Source organism: Dermacoccus sp. PAMC28757 (genome assembly GCF_014302635.1).
Lineage (GTDB): Bacteria > Actinomycetota > Actinomycetes > Actinomycetales > Dermatophilaceae > Dermacoccus > Dermacoccus abyssi.
In genome coordinates this window covers 2,364,619-2,385,446 of record NZ_CP060292.1, presented here as the reverse complement: position 1 = coordinate 2,385,446, position 20,828 = coordinate 2,364,619, and the positions used below count along the sequence as shown (strand labels likewise).

Sequence of the window (20,828 nt, the reverse complement as noted above, 5' to 3'; positions counted from 1 at the left end):
CGGCTCGACCCTCGGCGGGTCGGGTCGCCTTCGGCGTGTGCGACGGTAGAGTGATCGGGTGCGAACAGGTGTTCGCATCGACTCGTCGACTCATCGTCTTGTCAGCTTGTTGGTCAGGTGCCGGAGCGGTCCCGTCAGGGGAAGGAGCGTTGCGCATGCGTGTGCTCGCCGTTGACCCCGGTCTGACGCGCTGCGGCGTCGGAGTGGTTCAGGGCGCTCTCGGCGGTCGCCTGCAGATCGTCACGGTCGGCGTGATCCGCACCGGTGCGGACACCCCACTGCACGAGCGTCTTCACGAGTTGCAGGTGGAACTCGAGGCCGTCTTCGAACGCACCAGGCCGGACGCCGTCGCCGTCGAGCGCATGTTCGCCCGAAACGACGTCTCGACCATCATGGGCACCGCCCAGGCCTCCGCCGTTCCGATGCTCGCTGCTGCGTCGCGCGGGTTGCCGCTCGGTCTGCACACGCCGTCCGAGGTGAAGGCAGCTGTCACGGGCAACGGGCGGGCCGACAAGGCTCAGGTGACGGCCATGGTGACGCGCATCCTCGGTCTCGAGAGCGCCCCCAAGCCTGCTGACGCCGCCGACGCTCTGGCTCTTGCCATCTGTCACCACTGGCGTGGTGCGGGTGCCGCCCGTCGGGCCAACACCGACGGCGAGCGTCCACTCGCCCCGGCGGCAGCCCAGTACCGTGCCGCAGAAGCTGCTGCGGCGCGTCGATCCCGTTCGGCGGCCAAGCAGTATCGTGAGCCGCTGCGCTCGTCCGCTACCCGCGACGCCACCACCCGAGGAGCCCGTCCATGATCTCCAGCCTCACCGGCGCCGTCGCAGCAGCGACGCTCGACACCGTGGTCCTCGAGGTCGGGGGAGTCGGGCTGCTCGTCCACACCACGCCTGCGACGGCCGCCTCGGCGCGCCCGGGGGAGTCGATGCGCCTGGCGACGTCGCTGGTGGTGCGTGAGGACTCGCTCACCCTCTTCGGCTTCGGCGGTGACGACGAACGCGCCCTGTTCGAGCAGGTGCAGACCGTCAGCGGGGTGGGGCCGCGCCTCGCGCTGGCGATGCTGGCCGTTCACGACCCGGCGCAGCTGTCGTCGGCCATCGCGACAGGCAACGTCACCGCCTTGACGAAGGTGCCCGGCATCGGCAAGAAGGGCGCCGAGCGCATCGTCCTCGAACTGCGCGACAAGGTCGTGCCCGTCGGTACGGGCGAAACACAGGCCACGCCCGAGGTACCTGCCGCGACGACGCCGGGTGACTCGCAGGTGGCAGAGGCGCTCGTGGGGCTCGGCTGGAGCGCCAAGCAGGCCGATGACGCCGTGGCCAAGGTCGCCAAGCTGCCCGAGGCCGACGGCGCCACGACGCCCGTCCTGTTGCGCCTGGCCCTACGGGAGCTCGGCCGATGAGTCCGGCGCACTTCGAGGACCACAGCGCCGACATCTCGCCGCGCCTCGTCGACCCGCACGGTTCTGAGGACGAGCAGCAGCTCGAAGCGGCCCTGAGACCGAAGAAGCTGGCCGACTTCCCCGGTCAGGAGCGGGTGCGTGATCAGCTCGGTCTCGTGCTCGAGGCGGCGCGCCGACGCGGTGCTCCGCCGGACCACGTCCTCCTCTCAGGCCCTCCCGGGCTCGGCAAGACGACGCTCGCCATGATCGTGGCGAGCGAGCTCGAGGCCCCTATTCGCATCACGAGCGGACCAGCCATCCAGCACGCGGGTGACCTGGCGGCCATCCTCAGCTCTCTCACCGAGGGCGAGGTGCTCTTCCTCGACGAGATCCACCGCATGGCCCGCCCGGCGGAGGAGATGCTCTACCTCGCGATGGAAGACTTCCGCGTCGACGTCATCGTCGGCAAGGGGCCGGGCGCGACGGCCATCCCGCTCGAACTGCCGCCGTTCACCGTCGTCGGCGCCACCACGCGTGCGGGGCTGCTGCCCGCGCCGCTGCGTGACCGCTTCGGCTTCACCGGCCACCTCGACTACTACAAGGCGAGCGATCTTGCTGCCATCCTCGCGCGCAACGCCGACCTGCTCGGCGTGCCCGCGACACGCGAGGGCATCGAGGAGATCGCCGGTCGCTCGCGCGGTACCCCGCGCATCGCGAACCGACTCCTGCGCCGCGTCCGTGACTACGCGCAGGTGCACGGCCGTCAGGTCGTCGACCTGGGGTCGGCCCGAGCCGCGCTCGACCTCTTCGATGTCGACGCGAGCGGTCTCGACAGGCTCGACCGTGCCGTGCTCGAGGCCCTGTGCCGCCGGTTCGGTGGTGGGCCTGTGGGCCTGTCGACACTCGCCGTCGCCGTCGGTGAGGAGCCCGACACCGTCGAGACCGTGGCTGAGCCGTACCTCGTGCGCGAGGGCTACATGATCCGCACGCCGCGAGGGCGCGCTGCGGCGCCGCTCGCGTGGAGTCACCTCGGGCTCACCCCACCGGAATCCTCCCTGGGCGGCGCGCTGTTCGACCCGGCCGAGGGTGGGGACGGGCGCTTCACCGGGTAGGGTGGTGCGGCCAGTGGTCCGGCACCTGACGTGGATGCGGACCCCGGCAGACCCGAGAACTACGTGAGGACCTTCATGCCGAACATGGTTGCCGCATCGCAGTCGGGAGGCTCCGGCTTCTCGATGCTCCTGCTGCTCCTGCCCTTCCTCCTCATTGCGCTGATGTTCTTCAGCCAGCGCAAGCGAGCCCAGGCGACCCAGAGGGCGCAGGCTGCGCTGAGCGTGGGCGACGAGGTCTGCACGACGAGTGGAATGTACGGCACGCTGCGTCGCCTCGACGACGCCACGGGTGAGGTCGAGGTGGCGCCCGGCACGGTGATCCGCTTCGACCGCCGCGCGCTGCTGCCGGCCAATGTCGACCCGGTCTCCGGTCGGGTCCAGGACGAGAACCGGGGCGACGACGCCGCAGGCGCCGAGGGCGACGCACGATGAGCACGCCGACCGGCGCGCCGCACAACATCGACTCGAACCGCCCGAACCGCGCGAAGGCGAAGAAGACTCCGCCGTCCAGCCCGAAGAAGAGCCTCGCCGGCCTCCTCATCGTGTTCCTGGCTCTCATCGGCGGAATCGCGGCAACGGACAGCTGGCTGCCGAAGCTCGGTCTCGACCTCGAGGGTGGCCGTGAGGTCGTCCTCGAACCTGTCGTCACCGGCGGTTCGTCCGTCAACGAGTCGCAGGTCAAGCAGGCCGTCGACATCATCCGTAACCGCGTCGACGCGTCCGGCACCGCCGAGGCCGAGGTGACGACGCTCGGTGCGCGCAACATCGTCGTGTCGATTCCGGGCAACCCGAGCCGTCAGGTGCTCGACTCCCTGTCGCGCTCCTCGCAGCTCGACTTCCGCGCCGTCGTCGCGACGGCCCAGGGCTCGAAGCAGGGACAGTCGCCCTACCGCCTGCCCGAGGTCATCAAGAGCTCCGGCGCGAACCAGGCGACGCCCTCGGCTTCGGCGTCGGCCTCCCCGTCGGCGAGCTCCTCGGGCGGATCGTCGTCGCCTGCACCGTCGAGTTCCGGCTCGTCGAAGGACGTTCTGCCCTCGGCCTACAAGCAGGCCGGCCCGGAGAACGCGAGCGACACCGCGTGGGGCGAGCAGAAGGTCGACGCCGCCTGGGTCAAGGCCGGCATCGCCTCGTCGAACATGACGTACAACCAGCTGCTCCAGGTCTATGCCTGCACGCCCTCCTACCAGGAGGTCGCGGCGAGCATCCCGGCGAACAAGCCGGTTGTCGTCTGTTCGAAGGAGGGCAACGAGAAGCTGCTGCTCGGACCGGTCGAGGTCAAGGGCGCCGATCTCACGGACGCGAGCAGCGGTATGGCCACGAACCAGCAGGGCAACCAGACGGGCGAGATCGCCGTCGACCTCAAGCTCAACGGTGAGGGCAAGACGGCCTTCGCCAACGTGACGCGCCGAGTGGCGCTCCTTCAGGAGCCGCGCAACCGCTTCGCCATCACGGTCGACGGTCAGTCGATCTCGGCCCCGAACGTCCGTGAGCCGCTCACGTCGGGCCAGGCCCAGATCACGGGTGGGTTCACAGCCGAGAGCGGCAAGCTGCTCGCTGACTCCCTCAAGTTCGGTGCGCTGCCGATGTCGTTCAAGGAACTCACGTCCGATCAGCTGAGCCCGGAGCTCGGCTCCGACCAGCTGACGAAGGGCATCATCGCCGGCGCCATCGGTCTCGGCCTCGTCGTCCTGTACTCGCTCTTCCAGTACCGTGCGCTCGGCCTCGTGACGGTCGCGTCCCTGCTCGTCGCAGCGGCCATGACCTACCTCGCCGTGACGCTGCTGGGTTCGGTCAACAACTTCCGTCTGTCCATGGCGGGTGTCACGGGCCTCATCGTCGCGATCGGTATCACCGCCGACTCGTTCATCGTGTACTTCGAACGCGTGAGAGATGAAGTGCGCTCGGGACGGCCACTACGAGCCGCGGTCGACACCGGTTGGGCCCGGGCCAAGCGCACGATCATCATCTCGGACGCGGTGAACTTCCTCGCGGCCGCCGTGCTGTACGTCCTGTCGGAGAGCACGGTCAAGGCCTTCGCGTTCACGCTCGGCCTCACGACGCTCATCGACCTCCTGGTCGTCATGCTGTTCACCCACCCCGTAGTAGCACTTCTCGCCCGTACGAAGTTCTTCGGTAACGGCCACCCGGCCTCGGGTCTCGACCCGGAGCGTCTCGGTGCGCGCACCGCCACGTACGCGGGTCGCGGCCGCGTGACGCTGGCCGACCGTCGCCGCGCAGCTCAGGAGGGCACCGCCTGATGGCCAGCTTCGCAACGTTCGGAAACGACCTCTACACGGGTCGTCGTCAGTTCGACTTCATCGGCAAGCGCAAGCGCTGGTACGCCCTGACCGCCGTGCTGCTCGTCCTCGCCGCAGCCGGTCTGTTCGGTCGTGGCCTCAACTTCGGCCTCGAGTTCACCGGTGGCTCCGAGATCCGCGTTCCCGGTATCTCGAACACGGCCAGCTACGACACGCGTGCTGCCGACGCCGTCACGTCGGTGACGAAGACCGAATCGAACCTGCGTGTTTCGAAGCTCGGTGAGGGCACGGTCCGCGTGCAGGCCGAGAAGCTCGGCGACGGCACCCCGGCCACCACGGAGGCCGTCAAGAACGCCCTGGCCAAGGAGTTCGACGTTCCGGCCACGAGCGCCGAGACCTCGTTCATCGGCCCTTCCTGGGGTGAAAGCGTGACGAACAAGGCCATCGTCGCCCTGTTCGTCTTCCTCGCCTTCGTGTCGGTCGTGCTCGCGCTGTACTTCCGCACGTGGAAGATGGCGGCTGCTGCGCTCATCGCCCTCATCCACGACCTGTTCTTCACCGTCGGTATCTACGCCCTTACGGGTCTCGAGGTGACGCCGGCGACGATGATCGGCTTCCTCACGATCCTCGGTTACTCGATCTACGACACCGTCGTCGTCTTCGACAAGGTGCGCGAGAACGCGTCCGAGGCCTTCGCGACGGGACGCCGCAGCTTCGACCAAGCCGCGAACTACGCCGTCAACCAGATGCTCGTGCGTTCGATCAACACCTCGGTCGTGGCCCTCCTGCCGATCGCGGCGATCCTCGTCGTCGGTGTCTTCTTCATCGGCCCGAGCACGCTGCTCGACATCGCGGTCGCCCTGTTCATCGGTGTGGCCGTCGGTACGTTCTCCTCGATCTTCATCGCGACGCCGGCGCTCACCGACCTGCGTCGTCGTGAGAAGGGCGTGCAGGAGCTGGCGCGTCGCGCCAAGGCCTACCAGAAGCGGGCCGCGGGTGACAGTGACGAGGAAGCCGGCCACGGCGCCGACTCCTCGGGTGTCCTCACGAGCCGGGCTGCCTCCGGTGCGACGAGCGGCGCCTCGGCGACGATGCGTCGTCGGGGCGCACACCCGGCTGCTCAGCGAGACGAGTGATGACGGACTACCAGCAGCGGGTGGCCGGCCTCGTCGCCCGGCACACTCGGGACGTCGCCGACTTCCCGACGCCGGGCGTGGTGTTCAAGGACATCACCCCGCTGTTCGCCAACGCCGAGGCCTTCGGTTCGGTGCTCGATCTCCTCGCGGAGCGTCACGAGGGCGGCGTCGACGTCGTCGCGGGCGTCGAGGCGCGCGGGTTCGTCATCGGGGCACCGCTGGCCCAGCGCATGGGCGTCGGATTCGTCCCGATTCGCAAGAAGGGCAAGCTGCCCGGTGAGGTCGTCGCGCAGTCGTACGACCTCGAGTACGGCTCGGCGACCATCGAGATGCACACCGACGCCGTGAAGCCGGGCGCGCGAGTGCTCGTCATCGACGACGTCCTCGCCACCGGTGGCACGGCTGTGGCGTCGTGCGAGCTCGTCGAAAAGGTCGGCGGAAGCGTCGTCGGGTTCGACGTCCTGGTCGAACTGGCCTTCCTCGACGGCCGAGCACGCCTGGAGCGTTGGCCCGTTCACACGGGCCTCGTCGTCGGCTGAGTGGCGTTTGCCACTACTATCGGCCCATGGTTGAGCAGTCCGGTTCGAGTTCGTCGTCGCGAGTGCGCCAGAGGCTGGTGCGCTTCGGCGGTCCGCGCCCGAGCAACAACCGCGTGCTCGAACCGCTGCTTCGCACCGTTCGCGAGACCCACCCCAAGGCCGACACCGCGCTGATCGTCCGGGCCTACGAGGTCGCGGAGCGCTGCCACCGTCACCAGGTGCGCAAGAGCGGCGACCCGTACATCACGCACCCGCTCGCCGTCGCGACGATCCTTGCCGAACTCGGCATGACGCCGCCGACGCTGGCCGCCGCGCTGCTGCACGACACCGTCGAGGACACGGACTACTCCCTCGACCAGCTGACGAAGGATTTCGGCCCCGAGATTGCCCGCCTCGTCGACGGCGTGACGAAGCTCGACAAGGTCACCTACGGTGACGCTGCGCAGGCCGAAACGGTGCGCAAGATGGTCGTCGCGATGGCGCAGGACATCCGGGTGCTCGTCATCAAGCTCGCCGACCGTCTGCACAACGCGCGCACGTGGCGTTACGTCTCGCAGGCCTCGGCCCAGCGCAAAGCCACCGAGACGCTCGAGATCTACGCTCCGCTGGCTCACCGCCTCGGGATGAACACGATCAAGTGGGAGCTCGAGGACCTGTCGTTCTCGACGCTGTACCCGCAGATCTACGACGAGATCGTGCGTCTCGTGGCCGATCGTTCGCCGGCTCGCGAGTCCTACCTGCGCACCGTGAAGGAGCAGGTCGCGAGCGATCTGCGCGCGGCGCGCATCAAGGGTGAGGTCACCGGACGCCCGAAGCACTACTACTCCGTGTACCAGAAGATGATCGTGCGGGGGCGCGACTTCGAGGACATCTACGACCTCGTCGCGGTGCGCGTGCTCGTCGAGTCGGTACGTGACTGTTACGCAGTGCTCGGCACCCTGCACACGCGATGGACGCCCATTCAGGGGCGGTTCAAGGACTACATCGCGATGCCGAAGTTCAACATGTACCAGTCGTTGCACACGACGGTCGTGGGCCCCGGCGGCAAGCCGGTGGAGATCCAGATCCGCACGTACGACATGCACCGTCGCGCCGAGTACGGTGTCGCGGCGCACTGGAAGTACAAGGACGACGCGAAGCGTGGCGTCGAGAACGCCGGCCCGGCTGCGTCGCCGGCTGCCGGCACGAACGACATGGCCTGGCTGCGGCAGCTGCTCGAGTGGCAGCGCGACACGGAAGATCCGGGGGAGTTCCTCGAGTCGCTGCGCTTCGAGGTCGGCAGCCGCGAGCTGTACGTCTTCACACCCAAGGGCGGCATCATCGCGCTGCCGGCGGGTTCGACGCCCGTCGACTTCGCGTACGCCGTGCACACCGAGGTGGGTCACCACTGCATCGGTGCCCGGGTCAACGGACGCCTCGCCACGCTGGAGACGACACTCGCCACGGGTGACGTCGTCGAGGTGCTCACGTCCAAGGCCGATAGCGCGGGTCCGAGCCGCGACTGGCTCGGCTTCGTCAAGTCGCCGCGAGCCAAGAGCAAGATCAAGCAGTGGTTCAGCAAGGAGCGTCGCGAGGAGGCCATCGAGAAGGGCAAGGACGCCCTCGCGAAGACGCTGCGCAAGCAGGGTCTGCCGCTGCAGCGGCTCATGTCGCACGACAGCCTGACGGACGTCGCCACGCGCCTCAACCACGCCGACATCGACGCGCTCTACGCCGCGATCGGTGACGGGCACATCTCCACGGAGGCGGTCGTGCGCTCGCTCGTGTCGGCGCTCGGTGGGGAAGAGGCGACCACCGAGGACATGGCGGAGGCGGCGACGCCGCGCACCGGCCGCCCGCGGATGAAGGCCGACCCGGGCGTCACCGTCGTCGGCACGGACGACGTGTGGGTGAAGCTCGCGCGCTGCTGCATGCCGGTGCCGGGCGACGACATCGTCGGCTTCGTGACGACGGGTCGCGGCGTGTCGGTGCACCGCAGCGACTGCACGAACATCGACGACCTCAAGCGTCAACCGGAGCGCCTCATCAAGGTGGCCTGGGCGCCGGGACAGGCGAGCGTCTTCCTCGTCCAGCTGCAGGTGGAGGCGCTCGACCGCAACGGCCTGCTCTCGGACATCACACGCGCCCTGAGCGACCAGCACGTCAACATCCTGTCGGCGGCCCTCACGACGGCGAGCAACCGCGTGGCCGTCAGCAAGTTCACGTTCGAGATGGGCGATGCGAGCCACCTCGACCACGTCATGCGTGCCGTCCGGCGCGTCAGCGGCGTCTTCGACGTCTACCGACTGACGGGCACGGGAGCGAAGGCCAAGGACCAGCCGGGGGCGCCGGGCGACAGTGCCGACGAGAACGGGGTAGCGACACAGGAGAACTGACCCGTTCGACCTGGGCGCGCAGAGGGCTTCAGTCAACCTCGCGTTGGTTCGGGAGTCGTGCCCTTCCACAGGGTCTCGCGGTCGATCGTGATGTCGGTCGGCTCCATCGCAAGCCGCTGCGCGATCCGCTGTGACGCCGTGTGGTCGGGATGGATGTGAGCGATCACGTCGGTGATGCCTCGTTCTCGAAGCTGCTCCATGAGGAGCGAGGCTGCGCGGTGGCCGTAACCGTTTCCCTGCCAGGGGACTCCGATCACCCAGGCGATCTCTGTGGGCCCGGTGTCGACAGGGATGGTGGCCTGAACGAAGCCCACTGGCCGCTCGCCGCTGTCAGTCCGGACGACGACGAGTTCGTTGATCCAGATCTCGAGGCCGGCGGGGAGCCACCTCGGGTTGGAACCGCGTAGCGGCGTTCCAGTTCGCCCGTCGTTGGGGGATGACCGCCCGTGAACCGATAGAGCTCAGGATCCGACAGCACCTCGGACATGTCGGCTGCGTCGCTGACCTGGAGCGGACGAAGTGCGAGGTGCTCAAACATCGTCCCAGTTGACGCCGGTGCGCCAATTCGACGCAACCGAATTACGCCCGCTCGATGACTGATGCACCAAAGTGCAGGTTGTGCGTGAAATATCACGCACAACCTGCACTTTCCTCGTCAGTCGAGCAGCAGCCCGCGTCTCACGCACCTCGTGGGGCGAGGAAGGCCGCGAGCGCGGCCGCGTACATCGCCTGGTCGGCCGCACCGACGAGTTCACGGATGGAGTGCATCGAGAGCGTGGGGGCGCCGAAGTCGACCGTCGTCGCACCGGAGAGGGCCGCCGTCATCGGGCCGACCGTCGAGCCGCACGGCAGGTCCGAGCGCACGACGAACTCCTGCATGGGCACGCCCGCCTGACGGCACGCGGCAGCGAAGTGCGCTGCCCCGACGGCGTCCGTCGCGTAGCGCAGGTTCGTGTTCACCTTGAGCACCGGGCCGCCGTTCATCGCGATGTGGTGCGCCGGCTCGTGACGGTCTGCGTAATTGGGGTGCGTGGCGTGCGCCATGTCGCCCGAGGCGATGACGGTGCGCGCGAGGGAACGGTGCAGGGCGTCGCGTGACCCGCCGAGGGCCGAGACGATGCGCTCGAGAACGGTGGGCAGGTACGCCGAGAACGCGCCCCGCTCCGACATCGAGCCGATTTCCTCGTGGTCGAACAGCACGATGAGGGGGATGACGGGCTCGTCCGCCGGGTTCTCCACCGCGTCGAGGAGCGCCGTCGTCGCTGCGAAGCTCGTGGCCAGGTTGTCCATACGGGCGCCGGCGACGAACTCGTGGTTCAGCCCCGTGCGGGCCGGAGCCTGCGTGTCGTGCGTCATCGCGTCCCACGCGAGGACGTCGAGGGGCTCGACGCCGACCTGGTCGGCGAGCCACTCGGCGAACGTCGGCACCTGCGAGAGCGCCCAGTGCGGCTCCATGTGGGCCTGCTTGTTGAGCGTCAGCCCGTCGTTCGTGGAACGGTCGAGGTGGATGGCGAGCTGGGAGACGCGCAGCAGCGGCTCGTCGCACCGGAACAGGCGCGTGCCGACCGAACCGTCGGCCTGGCGAACGGAGACGCGCCCCGAAAGGCCGAGGTCGCGATCGAGCCACGAGTTGAGCAGCAGGCCGCCGTAGGGCTCGACACCGAGCATCTGCCATCCGGCGCGCTCGTGATCGGGGCGCGGCTTGATGCGCAGGTTGGGGGAGTCGGTGTGCGCACCGACGATGCGGAAGCCGGGCACCGCCTCCGCCGAAGCCTTCGTGAAGGCGCCTTCACCAACCTGCTCGCTCGACCACGCGACGAGCGAACCGCCCCGCGTCGTGACGTAGCGCCCTGGCGCCGTGGGCCACACGTCGACCTCGTCGAGACGGACGAAGCCCGCCTCCTCGAGCAGACGTACCGTGGACTCGACCGCGTGGAACGGCGAAGGGCTGGCGCTCAGGTAAGCGACCAGCCCTTCGGCGGCCGAATCCGTCGTGAACCGACCGGATCCGAACATCAGATCACACCTCTCAGCCGTCGAGCTCGCTGGCGGTGGAACGCACCTGGTCGAGCCAGGACTGCTTCGCGTTCAGCTCCTGACGCAGCTTGTTGGCCTTGTTGGAGTTGCCCGACGCCTCGGCGGCGTCGACGTCGGCCTGCAGATCGGCGATGGCCGACTCCAACTGCGCGACCATCGAGTTGGCGCGGGCGCTCACCTCGGGGTCGGACTTCTTCCACTGGGCCTGCTCGGCGTCACGCACGGCGTTCTCGATGCGGCGCATGCCCTTCTCGAGCCGGTCCATGTCCTTGCGCGGCACCTTGCCCGCGGCGTCCCACTTCTCCTGGAGCGCGCGCAGCTGCGCCTTGGCGGCACCGAGTTCCTTGACCGGCAGGATCTTCTGACCTTCGGCCAGCAGCTCCTCCTTGACCTTGGCGTTCGCCTCGAACTCCTTGTTCTCCTCGGCGACGACCTCGTCCTTGGCCGCGAAGAACGCGTCCTGCGCGGCCTTGAAACGCTGCCACAGCGCGTCGTCGTCGGCGCGCGACGCGCGGCCGGCGGCACGCCAATCACCCATGAGGCGCTTGAACGCGGACGCCGTCGAACCCCAGTCGGTGGAGTTCTGGAGCTTCTCGGCTTCGGCGACGAGGCGCTCCTTCTCCTTCTTCGCCGCACCGTGCTGTTCGTCGAGCTTGCTGAAGTGCGCGCGTCGCGTCTTGTCGAAGCCGTTGCGGGCCGCGGAGAAGCGCTGCCAGAGCGTCGACTCGACGTCACGGTCGAGGCGCGCGCCGCCCTTCTGGTGGGTCTTCCACTCGTCGAGGAGCTCACGCATGCGGGTGGTGGACTTCTTCCACTGCACCTTCTCCGGGTCCTGCGCGGCGATCTGCTCGGCCTCAGCGACGAGAGCCTCACGCTGCTTGAGCGCCTCGGCTTTCGCGGCGGCGCGCTGCTCGCCCTCGACCTGCGCCTTGACGCGCAGGGCCGTCGAGATGTCCTCGACGATGCCGTCGAGCGCCGGCAGGTCACCGACGACGTTCGCCTCGCCGACCTGCTTGCGCAGGTTCTTCAGCGACTCGGTGGCGTCGTGGGCCGAAACGTCCGTCTGCGTGACGCGCTGCAGGAGCAGGGCTGCGCTGGCGTGCAGTTCGTCGTACTTGCGCGCGAAGTAGGCGAGCGCCTCGTCCTCACTCTTGCCGGGGTAGGAACCGACAGCCTTCTCACCGTCCGGGGTCTTGACGTAGACCGTGCCGTCCTCTCCGACACGGCCGAACGACGCCGCGTTGGACGTGGACTCGGCAACGGGGGCGATGGGCGCTGCAGGAGCGGCAGCGGGCGTCCCGGACGCTTCGGCGGCGGCCGGAACCGCGGTGGGCTTCGGCATTGCGCTCGGCTTGATGGAACCGGGCGTCGGGGTGGGAGTGGTGGAGTCCTCGGACACGTTCATGCCTTTTTCTCGACGTAGCCGGGGAATCGGTCATGCGTCACCCCGGCAGCAACCCGATCAGTCTAGGTGGGATGCGGCCAATGTCACGCCCGGACGGGCAACACACTTCACGGCACTGAGGTACGCGCCCAAGCCTACTGGCCGCGGCCAGTAGGCTTGGGCGGGTGCTGACCGTTTCCTTCCCTGCTGCCGCGATGGGCACGAACTGCTACGTCGTCGCGCGTGAGCGCGGCTCCGAGTGTGTGGTCGTCGACCCGGGCATCGGCGTCACCGACCAGCTCGAGCACGTGCTCGCCGAACTCGACCTCAAGCCGACCGCGGTACTGCTCACGCACGGCCATCTCGACCACACCTTCTCCGTGACGCCGGTGTGCGGCGGCACGATCGCGGCGCACATCCACGAGGACGACCGCTACCGCCTCGTCGATCCGTACGCCCAGCTCGGCCCGCAGCTTCGCGGCATGCTCGAGCAGTCGTTCGGCAAGGCCGCCACGTGGCAGGAGTCCGAGAAGGTCGTCTCGATCCACGAGGGCGCCCCACTGGAGCTCGCCGGCCTGACGTTCGGCGTCACCCATGCGCCCGGGCACACGGAGGGTTCGGTCATGTTCACGATCGACGACGTTCCCCAGGGGCTCGACGACGCCACGGCGGCGTCGGTGACGAGCACCGTCGTCACCGGTGACGTCCTGTTCGCCGGCTCGATCGGGCGCACCGACCTCATCGGCGGCAGCGCCGAAGCCATGCAGCGCAGCCTGCGCGACAAGGTGCTTCCGCTGCCCGATTCCTCCCTCGTTCTTCCCGGGCACGGCCCGGCCACCACGATCGCGCGTGAGCGCGCCACCAACCCGTATCTCCAAGGACTCACCTCATGAGCAAGGTCACGCCGATCTCCGGCTTCCTCGAATGGCTTCCCGCACAGCGTTACGCCGAGCAGATGGTGCTCGACGTCATCGCTGAGGTCTTCGAGCTCCACGGCTTCGAGCCGATCAACACGCGGGCCGTGGAGCCCGTCGAGCGTCTGGTCGGCAAGGGCGGTGACGCGGACAAGGAGATCTACGCCGTCTCCCGCCTGGCTGCCGACGAGAGCGACGCGAAGGAGGCCGGACTCGGCCTGCACTTCGACCTCACGGTGCCCTTCGCCCGGTACGTGCTCGAGAACTCCGGCAAGCTGACGTTCCCGTTCCGCCGCTACCAGATCCAGCCGGTCTGGCGCGGCGAGCGCCCGCAGGCGGGGCGCTACCGCGAGTTCGTTCAGGCCGACATCGACATCGTCGACGCGGGGGAGTTGCCCTTCCACTACGAGGTCGAGCTCCCGCTCGTCATCGCCGACGTGTTCAAGCGCCTGCCCATCGGTGACTTCCGCATCCAGGTGAACAACCGCAAGATCCCCGAGGGCTTCTACCGCGGCCTCGGCATCGACGACATCACCGGCACGCTGCGCATCGTCGACAAGCTCGACAAGATCGGACCGGCGAAGGTCAAGGAACTGCTCGTCGCCGAAGGCGTCAGCGACGAGAACGCCGACAAGGTGCTCGCCCTCGCCGCGATCTCGACGAGCGACTCCAGCTTCGTCGAGAAGGTGCGCGCTCTCGGCGTCGAGCACGAGATTCTCGACGAGGGGCTGGCGCAGCTCAAGGCCGTCATCGACACCGCGGCCGAGCACGCGCCCGGTCTGCTCGTCGCGGAACTCAAGATCGCGCGCGGTCTCGACTACTACACCGGCACGGTCTACGAAACGCAGCTCGTCGGTGACGAGGCGTACGGCTCGATCTGCTCCGGTGGCCGCTACGACGCGCTCGCCAGCGACGGCAAGAAGACCTACCCGGGTGTGGGCCTCTCGATCGGTGTTTCACGCCTGCTCGCGAAGCTCATCGGTGAGCGGGGCCTCGCCGCCACGCGCCCGACGCCCACCGCGGTGCTCGTCGCCGTGACGGACGAGGCATCGCGTGACGAGAGCATGCGCGTGGCGGCCGCACTGCGCGCTCGTGGCATCCCGACGCTCGTCTCGCCGAAGGCAGCCAAGTTCGGCAAACAGATCCAGTTCGCCGACCGTCGCGGCATCCCCTTCGTGTGGTTCCTCGGCGGCGAGAGCGACGGCGTTCCCAACGCCGATCAGGTGAAGGATCTGCGCTCCGGCGACCAGAGCGACGCCGATCGCCACACGTGGACGCTCCCGGCCGAGGACGCGCAGCCGACGCTGCGTCTGCCCGGCTGAGGAACGAACGAGGCGACATGAACGAGGCGCCCGCCGCGCTGCGTGACGCCGCGACGGCGTGGCTGCACCACCTCCAGGTCGAGCGGGGCGTCTCGGCGAACACACTGGCCGCGTATCGCCGGGACGTCGCCCGTTACCTCGCCTTCCTCGCCGCCGACGGTGTGAACTCGCCCGAGGGCATCGAGGAGAAGCACGTCGAGGCCTTCCTTCGTCACCTGCGTGAGGGGGATGCGGAGCACAAGCCGCTGGCTGCGAGTTCGGCTGCCCGCACCCTCGTGGCCGTGCGCGGCTTCCACACCTTCACGTCGCTGGAGACGGGCAGCGACGACGCGGCGGCCGACGTCGCACCACCCACGCCGGCGCGCAAGCTGCCGAAGGCTATTCCCGTCAGCGACGTCGAGCGGCTTCTTGAGGCCACGGGGGGAGAGGGCCACCCCGGCGGTCTGCGTGATCGTGCCCTGCTTGAAGTTCTCTACGGTGTGGGCGCGCGCGTCAGCGAACTCGTCGGCCTCGACGTCGACGACGTGGACCTCACGACGAAGTCGGTGCGCCTGTTCGGAAAGGGCAGCAAGGAACGCATCGTCCCGCTCGGCTCGTACGCGGCTGATGCCCTCACCGCGTACCTCACCCGCGAGCGGCCAAGCTTCGCCCAGAAGGGCAAGGGAACGCCGGCCGTGTTCCTCAACCAGCGCGGTTCGCGGCTCACGCGCCAGAGCGTGTTCGATGTCATTCGTCGCAGCGCCGAGACCGCCGGGCTCACGGGGGAGATATCGCCGCACACCCTGCGTCACTCGTTCGCCACGCATCTGCTCGAGGGCGGCGCCGACGTTCGGGTCGTGCAGGAACTGCTCGGGCATGCGTCGGTCACGACAACGCAGATCTACACCATGGTCTCGGTGCAACAGCTGCGCGAGACGTTCGCCGCGGCGCACCCGCGTGCCCGCTGATCCGCCGCTCGTTTGGGCATGGCGCGAGGCCGCGCGCTAGTCTTGAGGAGATTGGCGAGATGCCAAACGTTCAACTATCACTGGAGGCTTGCGAGTGACGTCCGACGGCACGCCCAAGGCGGCGAATCCTCAAGGTCAACTTGACCGTTTGCCCGGAATCGACGCGACGGGGCAGTGGGGACCGACCGGTCGACCCCTGCCCGGCTTTCCGACGCCTCCGATGCTCGACTCGCACGGCCCGGCGCGCATCATCTCGATGTGCAACCAGAAGGGCGGCGTCGGCAAGACGACGTCGACCATCAACCTCGGCGCGGCGCTGTCCGAGTACGGCCGCAAGGTGCTGCTCGTCGACTTCGATCCGCAGGGTGCGCTGTCGGTCGGTCTCGGCGTGCGCTCACACGATCTCGATGTGACGATCTACAACCTTCTCGTCGAGAAGGACCACGACATTCACGACGTCATCCAGCACACCCGGATGGCGGGCCTCGACGTTCTGCCCGCCAACATCGACCTGTCGGCCGCCGAGGTGCAGCTCGTCGGCGAGGTGGCCCGCGAGATGGTTCTCGCTCGCGTGCTGCGCGCCGTCGAGGACGAGTACGACGTCATCCTCATCGACTGCCAGCCGTCGCTCGGACTGCTCACCGTCAATGCGCTCACCGCCTCGCACGGCGTCATCATTCCGCTCGAGGCCGAGTTCTTCGCGATGCGCGGAGTGGCCCTGCTCGTCGAGACGATCGAGAAGGTTCAGGATCGACTCAACCCGCGTCTCGAGATCGACGGCATCCTGGCCACGATGTACGACGGACGCACGCTCCACAGCCGCGACGTCGTGCGCTCGGTCGTCGACCACTTCGGTGACCAGGTCTTCCACACCGTCATCTCGCGCACCGTGAAGTTCCCCGACGCCACGCTCGCCGCGGAGCCGATCACGCAGTACGCCTCGAACCACGGTGCGGCCGAGTCCTACCGTCAGCTGGCGCGTGAGCTCATCTCGCGCGGCGGCGCACCCTGACCGAGACGCCGGTGAGCGACGAGGCGCCGACCGCGTCGGCACCTGAGGCGCAGGAGACGCAGGAGACACCCGGCGGAGTTCTCACGAGGCGGGCCGCGACGACGCCGTTCCACGTCCACCTCGGTGAGGTCTTCGACGGCCCGTTCGACCTCCTGCTCGGCCTCATCTCAAAGCACCGTCTCGACGTCACGGAGATCTCGCTCTCGCAGGTCACCGACGAGTTCATCGCGCACATTCGTCGTGCGCGCGCCGCGAGCGACGAGTGGGATCTGTCCGAGGCGAGCGAGTTCCTCCTCGTCGCAGCGACCCTGCTCGAGATCAAGGCCGCGCGGCTCGTGCCGAGCCTCACCGCCGACGAGGACGACTTCGAACTCATCGAGGCCCGCGATCTGCTCTTCGCCCGGCTGCTGCAGTACCGGGCGTTCAAGGACATGGCGACGTTCCTCGACGAGCGGATGCAGACCCACGGCCGCCTCGTCGCGCGCCAGGCCGGACTCGAGGAGCGCTTCGCGGGGCTCCTGCCCGAACTCGTCATGACGGCGACGCCGGAGCAACTCGCCGTCGTCGCGGCGCGGGCACTAACGCCGAAGGTGCCTCCGACTGTGGCGGTGGATCACCTCCACGCCGTGCAGGTGAGCGTGCGCGAGCAGGCCACGATCGTCACGTCGAAACTGCGACGCAGTGAGCAGCTGACGTTCGCGCAGCTCGTCGCCGACGCGGACAACACGCTCGTCGTCGTGGCGCGCTTCCTCGCGGTGCTCGAACTGTTCAAGGAATCCGCCGTGACGTTCGAGCAGGAGGCCCATCTCGAGCCGCTCAGCGTGCGCTGGAGCGCGGCCCCCGACGCGCGCATCGTCGTCTCGGACGAGTTCGACGGTGAGCCCTGGGACAATGAAGGAGTGAACGGAGGTGGAGATGACTGAGATGCCGCAGGAGCAGCCCGACCGGGCGGCACCGCGCGACGGTGACGAACCCCTTGTCGTGCACCACCTTCCGGGCGGTCTGCGCTCGACGTTGGAAGCCGTTCTCATGGTCGTCGACGAGCCCGTCTCGGTGCCCGATCTCGCGTCCGCGTTCGGTGTGGGCGAGAGCGAGATCCGCGCCAACCTCGAAGGCCTGGAGGTCGAGTACCGCGCCCAGCAGCGCGGCTTCACCCTGCGTGAGGTCGACGGCTCGTGGCGGATGTACTCCCGCCCGGTCTACGCCGACGCCGTCGAGAAGTTCCTTCTCGGCAACCAGCAGGCGAAGCTCACACAGGCTGCCCTGGAGACCCTCGCCGTCATCGCGTATCGCCAGCCGATCTCGCGTTCGCGCGTGGGCGCGATCCGCGGTGTCAACGTCGACGGCGTCACGCGCACGCTCGTCACGCGCGGCCTCATCACCGAGGTCGGCTCCGACGCCGAGGGCGGCGCCACGCTCTACGGCACCACCCCGTACTTCCTGCAGCGTCTCGGCATCGGCTCGCTCGACGAGCTCCCGCCGCTGGCGCCCTACCTGCCGGACGCTGCGATCATCGACGAACTAGTGGAACAAGGACACGGATGAACAACAAGAAGCCCCGCCCCGGTGCGCGCGACAAGCGCAGCACCCGCGTCAACCGCGGCTCCGGCGGCAAGGTCAGCCGCTACGAGGCCGACGTGCTCGGCATCGGCACGACGAAGGACGGCCAGCCGGTCGCTCCGCCGCGCGAGCGTCAGCCCAAGAAGGCTGCGCAGCGCGACGTGCACGTCGACGAGGGAACGCGCCTGCAGAAGGTGCTCGCGCAGGCCGGCGTCGGCTCGCGCCGTCACTGCGAGAACCTCATCGCCGAAGGGCGCGTCGAGGTCGACGGTCAGATCGTGAGCGAGCTCGGCACGCGTGTCGACCCCGAGACCTCGGTCATCCACGTCGACGGTGCGCGCATCCAGCTCGACGACACGCTCGTCTACATCGCGTTCAACAAGCCCACCGGCGTCGTTTCCACGATGGAGGACGACATGGGTCGCCCGTCCGTGGGGGAGTACCTCGAAGGACGCACCGAGCGCCTCTTCCACGTCGGACGCCTCGATCAGGACACCGAGGGCCTTCTCCTGCTGACGAACGACGGCGATCTCGCCAATCGTCTGCAGCACCCGCGCTACGGCGTGGAGAAGGTCTACCTCGCCACGATCCAGGGTCCGGTGCCGCGCGACCTGGGCAAGCGCCTGCGTGAAGGCATCGAACTGGAGGACGGGCCGGTCAAGGTCGACTCGTTCAAGGTCGTCGACAGCCAGCCGGGTATGGCGCTCGTCGAGGTCGTCATCCACGAGGGCCGCAACCACATCGTGCGCCGCATGCTCGAGGCCGTCGGCCACCCGGTCATCGCCCTCGCGCGCCCCCAGGTCGGCCCCGTCAAGGTCGGCGACCTTCGCCCGGGCAAGATGCGCCCGCTCAACAAGCGCGAGGTCGCGGCGCTGTACAAGACCGCCGGGCTGTGAGCGTTCCGCAGCGTGTACGCGTCGTCGGCGCCGGGCTGCTCGGTACGTCGATCGCGCTCGCGCTGCGGGTGCGGGGTGTCGACGTCACGCTGACCGACACCTCGCCGGTTTCCGCGGCTCTGGCCGCCGACATGGGCGGCGGTCGTCTCGCGTCGGATGACGATGCAGCGCCCGATGTCGTCGTGGTCGCGGCCCCACCGGACGTCACGGCCGATGTCATTACGGCCGAACTCGAACGCTGGCCGCAAGCCACGGTCACCGACGTCGCGAGCGTGAAGAACGCCGTCGTCGTCGCGGTGCGAGAGCTCGCCGGCGCCGACGCCGCTGCCCGTTACGTTCCTGGGCACCCGATGGCGGGACGTGAGCGAAGCGGCGCCGTCGCCGCGCGCAGCGACCTCTTCGAGGGCCGCACCTGGGTCGTGTGCCCCGACGGTGCCGAGGCGGAGCGGGTGCGTGATGTCATCTCGCTCGCGGAGTCCGTCGGCGCGCGCGTCGTGACGATGGCGCCCGAGGACCACGACACCGCCGTCGCGGCCGTCTCACACGTGCCGCAGCTGGCCGCCAGCCTCGTCGCGGCGCAACTGCGCGAGCTCTCGGAACCCGCTGTCGGGCTGAGCGGCCAGGGCGTCCGTGACGTCACACGCATCGCCGCGAGCGACCCGCTCCTTTGGACGCAGATCCTCGCGGGTAACGCGCGCGCCGTGCGCCCCGTCGTGGACCGCTTCATCGAGGAACTCACCGCAGTGCGCGACGCATTGCGTGCCGTCGAGCAGCCAGACTCGCCTACGGCGGGTGACGGCCTCGGGCCGGGCCCCCGTGCCGTGCTCGCAGGCACGATCGCGGCGGGCCAGGACGGACAGGCACGCATTCCCGGCAAGCACGGCACGCCCCCGACGACCTACGCGACCGTTGCCGTCGTCGTCCCTGACGAGCCGGGCGCTCTCGGGAGACTCTTCGTCGTCGTCGGGGAGAGCGGCGTCAGCGTCGAGGACCTGCGCCTCGAGCACGACGCCTCGGTCGCCGCAGGTCTGCTGGAGATCGACGTGCTGCCGGTCCGGGCCGAGGTGCTGCGCGAGGTCCTGGCGGCCAAGGGCTGGTCGGTTCATGTGCTCGAGACGCACTAGAATCCCCGCATGACGAGTACGAGCAGCGGTTTCCGGGTCGCCATCGATGGGCCCTCGGGCTCCGGCAAGTCGAGCGTGAGCAAGAAGGTCGCAGCGCACCTGGGCATCGGTTATCTCGACACGGGCGCCATGTACCGGGCCCTCACGTGGTACTGCCTCGACGCGGGCATCGACCTCGACGACACCGAGGCCGTCGCCGACGCCGTCGCCGCGATGCCACTCGAGATGGGTACCGATCCGAAGGCTCCCAGCATCTCCATGGGCGGAAACCCCATCGATTCCGACATCCGCACCACGCGCATCGCCGAGGTGGTCTCCAAGGTCGCGACGAACCTCGCGGTGCGCCCCAAGCTGCAGCAGCGTCAGCGCGAGCTCATGGCGCAGATCGCCGCCGACCAAGGGGGAGTGGTGGCCGAGGGCCGCGACATCACCACGGTCGTCGCGCCGGACGCGGAGGTGCGAATCCTCATGGTGGCGAGCGAGGAAGCCCGCCTGGCTCGTCGCTCCAAGGAGGTGCACGGTGGTGCCGACGAGTCGATGATCGCCGCAACGCGCGCCCAGATCGTCGACCGCGACAAGGCAGACTCGACCGTTTCCCAGTTCATGACCGCCGCTGACGGTGTCGTCACCCTCGACACGAGCGAACTGACGTTCCAGCAGTCCGTCGAAGCTGTGCTGACCCTCGTCGAGCGTGCAACCGCCTGAGCGTCTGCGCAGCGCTGCGCAACACCTGGACGAGCGGCTGGCCTCTCGGCTGCCGCGTCCCGTGGATGCTGATCGAGGCGTACGAGTAGGCCAACGTCTGGGCGTCGGGCTGCTGCGGCTCCT

Annotated in this window: 20 protein-coding genes; 17 read left to right on the top strand and 3 right to left on the bottom strand. The window is 68.7% G+C overall.

Annotated elements, in window-relative coordinates:
* Nucleotides 1-155: 155 nt before the first annotated feature.
* The 8 genes from ruvC (at nt 156) to H7F30_RS11340 (ending at nt 8,804) form a co-directional block, all read left to right on the top strand.
* Nucleotides 156-803 (top strand): crossover junction endodeoxyribonuclease RuvC, encoded by a 648-nt coding sequence (ruvC, locus tag H7F30_RS11375; protein ID WP_187035187.1) that lies wholly within the window; start codon nt 156-158, stop codon nt 801-803.
* A complete protein-coding gene (gene ruvA, locus H7F30_RS11370) occupies nt 800-1,405 on the top strand; it encodes a Holliday junction branch migration protein RuvA (RefSeq protein WP_187035185.1) in 606 nt (201 codons plus the stop codon). The genes ruvC and ruvA overlap by 4 nt, the downstream gene beginning before the upstream one ends.
* A complete protein-coding gene (ruvB, locus tag H7F30_RS11365) occupies nt 1,402-2,496 on the top strand; it encodes a Holliday junction branch migration DNA helicase RuvB (protein ID WP_225910755.1) in 1,095 nt (364 codons plus the stop codon). Before ruvA ends, ruvB begins: the two co-directional genes overlap by 4 nt.
* A gap of 75 nt (nt 2,497-2,571) precedes the next feature.
* Complete coding sequence (gene yajC, locus H7F30_RS11360; RefSeq protein WP_047311570.1) at nt 2,572-2,928, top strand: preprotein translocase subunit YajC; 357 nt, start codon at nt 2,572-2,574, stop codon at nt 2,926-2,928.
* Nucleotides 2,925-4,754, top strand: coding sequence for a protein translocase subunit SecD (secD, locus tag H7F30_RS11355; RefSeq protein ID WP_187035183.1), 1,830 nt, complete (start codon nt 2,925-2,927; stop codon nt 4,752-4,754). Before yajC ends, secD begins: the two co-directional genes overlap by 4 nt.
* Nucleotides 4,754-5,890, top strand: coding sequence for a protein translocase subunit SecF (gene secF / locus H7F30_RS11350; protein WP_187035181.1), 1,137 nt, complete (start codon nt 4,754-4,756; stop codon nt 5,888-5,890). Before secD ends, secF begins: the two co-directional genes overlap by 1 nt.
* Nucleotides 5,890-6,429, top strand: coding sequence for an adenine phosphoribosyltransferase (locus tag H7F30_RS11345; RefSeq protein ID WP_187035179.1), 540 nt, complete (start codon nt 5,890-5,892; stop codon nt 6,427-6,429). The genes secF and H7F30_RS11345 overlap by 1 nt, the downstream gene beginning before the upstream one ends.
* 26 nt (nt 6,430-6,455) lie before the next feature.
* Nucleotides 6,456-8,804, top strand: a complete 2,349-nt coding sequence (locus H7F30_RS11340) for a bifunctional (p)ppGpp synthetase/guanosine-3',5'-bis(diphosphate) 3'-pyrophosphohydrolase (protein WP_187035177.1) — start codon at nt 6,456-6,458, stop codon at nt 8,802-8,804.
* Between the two features lie 32 nt (nt 8,805-8,836).
* Here the strand turns inward: H7F30_RS11340 and H7F30_RS11335 are convergent, their stop codons facing one another.
* The 3 genes from H7F30_RS11335 to H7F30_RS11325 all read right to left on the bottom strand — a co-directional run bounded on the left by H7F30_RS11335 (nt 8,837) and on the right by H7F30_RS11325 (nt 12,246).
* Nucleotides 8,837-9,118, bottom strand: coding sequence for a GNAT family N-acetyltransferase (locus H7F30_RS11335; RefSeq protein WP_255464795.1), 282 nt, complete (start codon nt 9,116-9,118; stop codon nt 8,837-8,839).
* A gap of 364 nt (nt 9,119-9,482) precedes the next feature.
* On the bottom strand, nt 9,483-10,820 hold the full coding sequence (locus tag H7F30_RS11330; protein ID WP_187035174.1) for a M18 family aminopeptidase: 1,338 nt from the start codon (nt 10,818-10,820) through the stop codon (nt 9,483-9,485).
* Between the two features lie 13 nt (nt 10,821-10,833).
* Nucleotides 10,834-12,246 carry a DUF349 domain-containing protein gene (locus tag H7F30_RS11325; protein ID WP_255464794.1) on the bottom strand — a complete coding sequence of 471 codons (1,413 nt, stop codon included), beginning with the start codon at nt 12,244-12,246 and terminating at the stop codon, nt 10,834-10,836.
* Between the two features lie 164 nt (nt 12,247-12,410).
* Between H7F30_RS11325 and H7F30_RS11320 the strand changes: the two genes are divergently transcribed.
* From H7F30_RS11320 to cmk, 9 genes are all read left to right on the top strand, one after another.
* Nucleotides 12,411-13,118, top strand: a complete 708-nt coding sequence (locus H7F30_RS11320) for an MBL fold metallo-hydrolase (RefSeq protein WP_187035172.1) — start codon at nt 12,411-12,413, stop codon at nt 13,116-13,118.
* Complete coding sequence (gene hisS, locus H7F30_RS11315) at nt 13,115-14,461, top strand: histidine--tRNA ligase (RefSeq protein WP_187035170.1); 1,347 nt, start codon at nt 13,115-13,117, stop codon at nt 14,459-14,461. The genes H7F30_RS11320 and hisS overlap by 4 nt, the downstream gene beginning before the upstream one ends.
* A gap of 17 nt (nt 14,462-14,478) precedes the next feature.
* On the top strand, nt 14,479-15,408 hold the full coding sequence (gene xerD, locus H7F30_RS11310) for a site-specific tyrosine recombinase XerD (protein WP_129663667.1): 930 nt from the start codon (nt 14,479-14,481) through the stop codon (nt 15,406-15,408).
* Between the two features lie 148 nt (nt 15,409-15,556).
* Nucleotides 15,557-16,420 carry a ParA family protein gene (locus H7F30_RS11305; RefSeq protein WP_222617801.1) on the top strand — a complete coding sequence of 288 codons (864 nt, stop codon included), beginning with the start codon at nt 15,557-15,559 and terminating at the stop codon, nt 16,418-16,420.
* A gap of 11 nt (nt 16,421-16,431) precedes the next feature.
* Nucleotides 16,432-17,343, top strand: coding sequence for a ScpA family protein (locus tag H7F30_RS11300; RefSeq protein ID WP_187035168.1), 912 nt, complete (start codon nt 16,432-16,434; stop codon nt 17,341-17,343).
* A 1-nt stretch (nt 17,344) separates the two neighbouring features.
* Nucleotides 17,345-17,965: an SMC-Scp complex subunit ScpB gene (gene scpB / locus H7F30_RS11295; protein WP_129663869.1), complete on the top strand. Its 621-nt coding sequence runs from the start codon at nt 17,345-17,347 to the stop codon at nt 17,963-17,965.
* Nucleotides 17,962-18,876, top strand: a complete 915-nt coding sequence (locus H7F30_RS11290; protein ID WP_047311583.1) for a pseudouridine synthase — start codon at nt 17,962-17,964, stop codon at nt 18,874-18,876. The genes scpB and H7F30_RS11290 overlap by 4 nt, the downstream gene beginning before the upstream one ends.
* Nucleotides 18,873-20,000, top strand: coding sequence for a prephenate dehydrogenase (locus H7F30_RS11285; RefSeq protein ID WP_187035166.1), 1,128 nt, complete (start codon nt 18,873-18,875; stop codon nt 19,998-20,000). The genes H7F30_RS11290 and H7F30_RS11285 overlap by 4 nt, the downstream gene beginning before the upstream one ends.
* A gap of 9 nt (nt 20,001-20,009) precedes the next feature.
* Nucleotides 20,010-20,705: a (d)CMP kinase gene (cmk, locus tag H7F30_RS11280; RefSeq protein WP_047311585.1), complete on the top strand. Its 696-nt coding sequence runs from the start codon at nt 20,010-20,012 to the stop codon at nt 20,703-20,705.
* Nucleotides 20,706-20,828 lie beyond the last annotated feature (123 nt).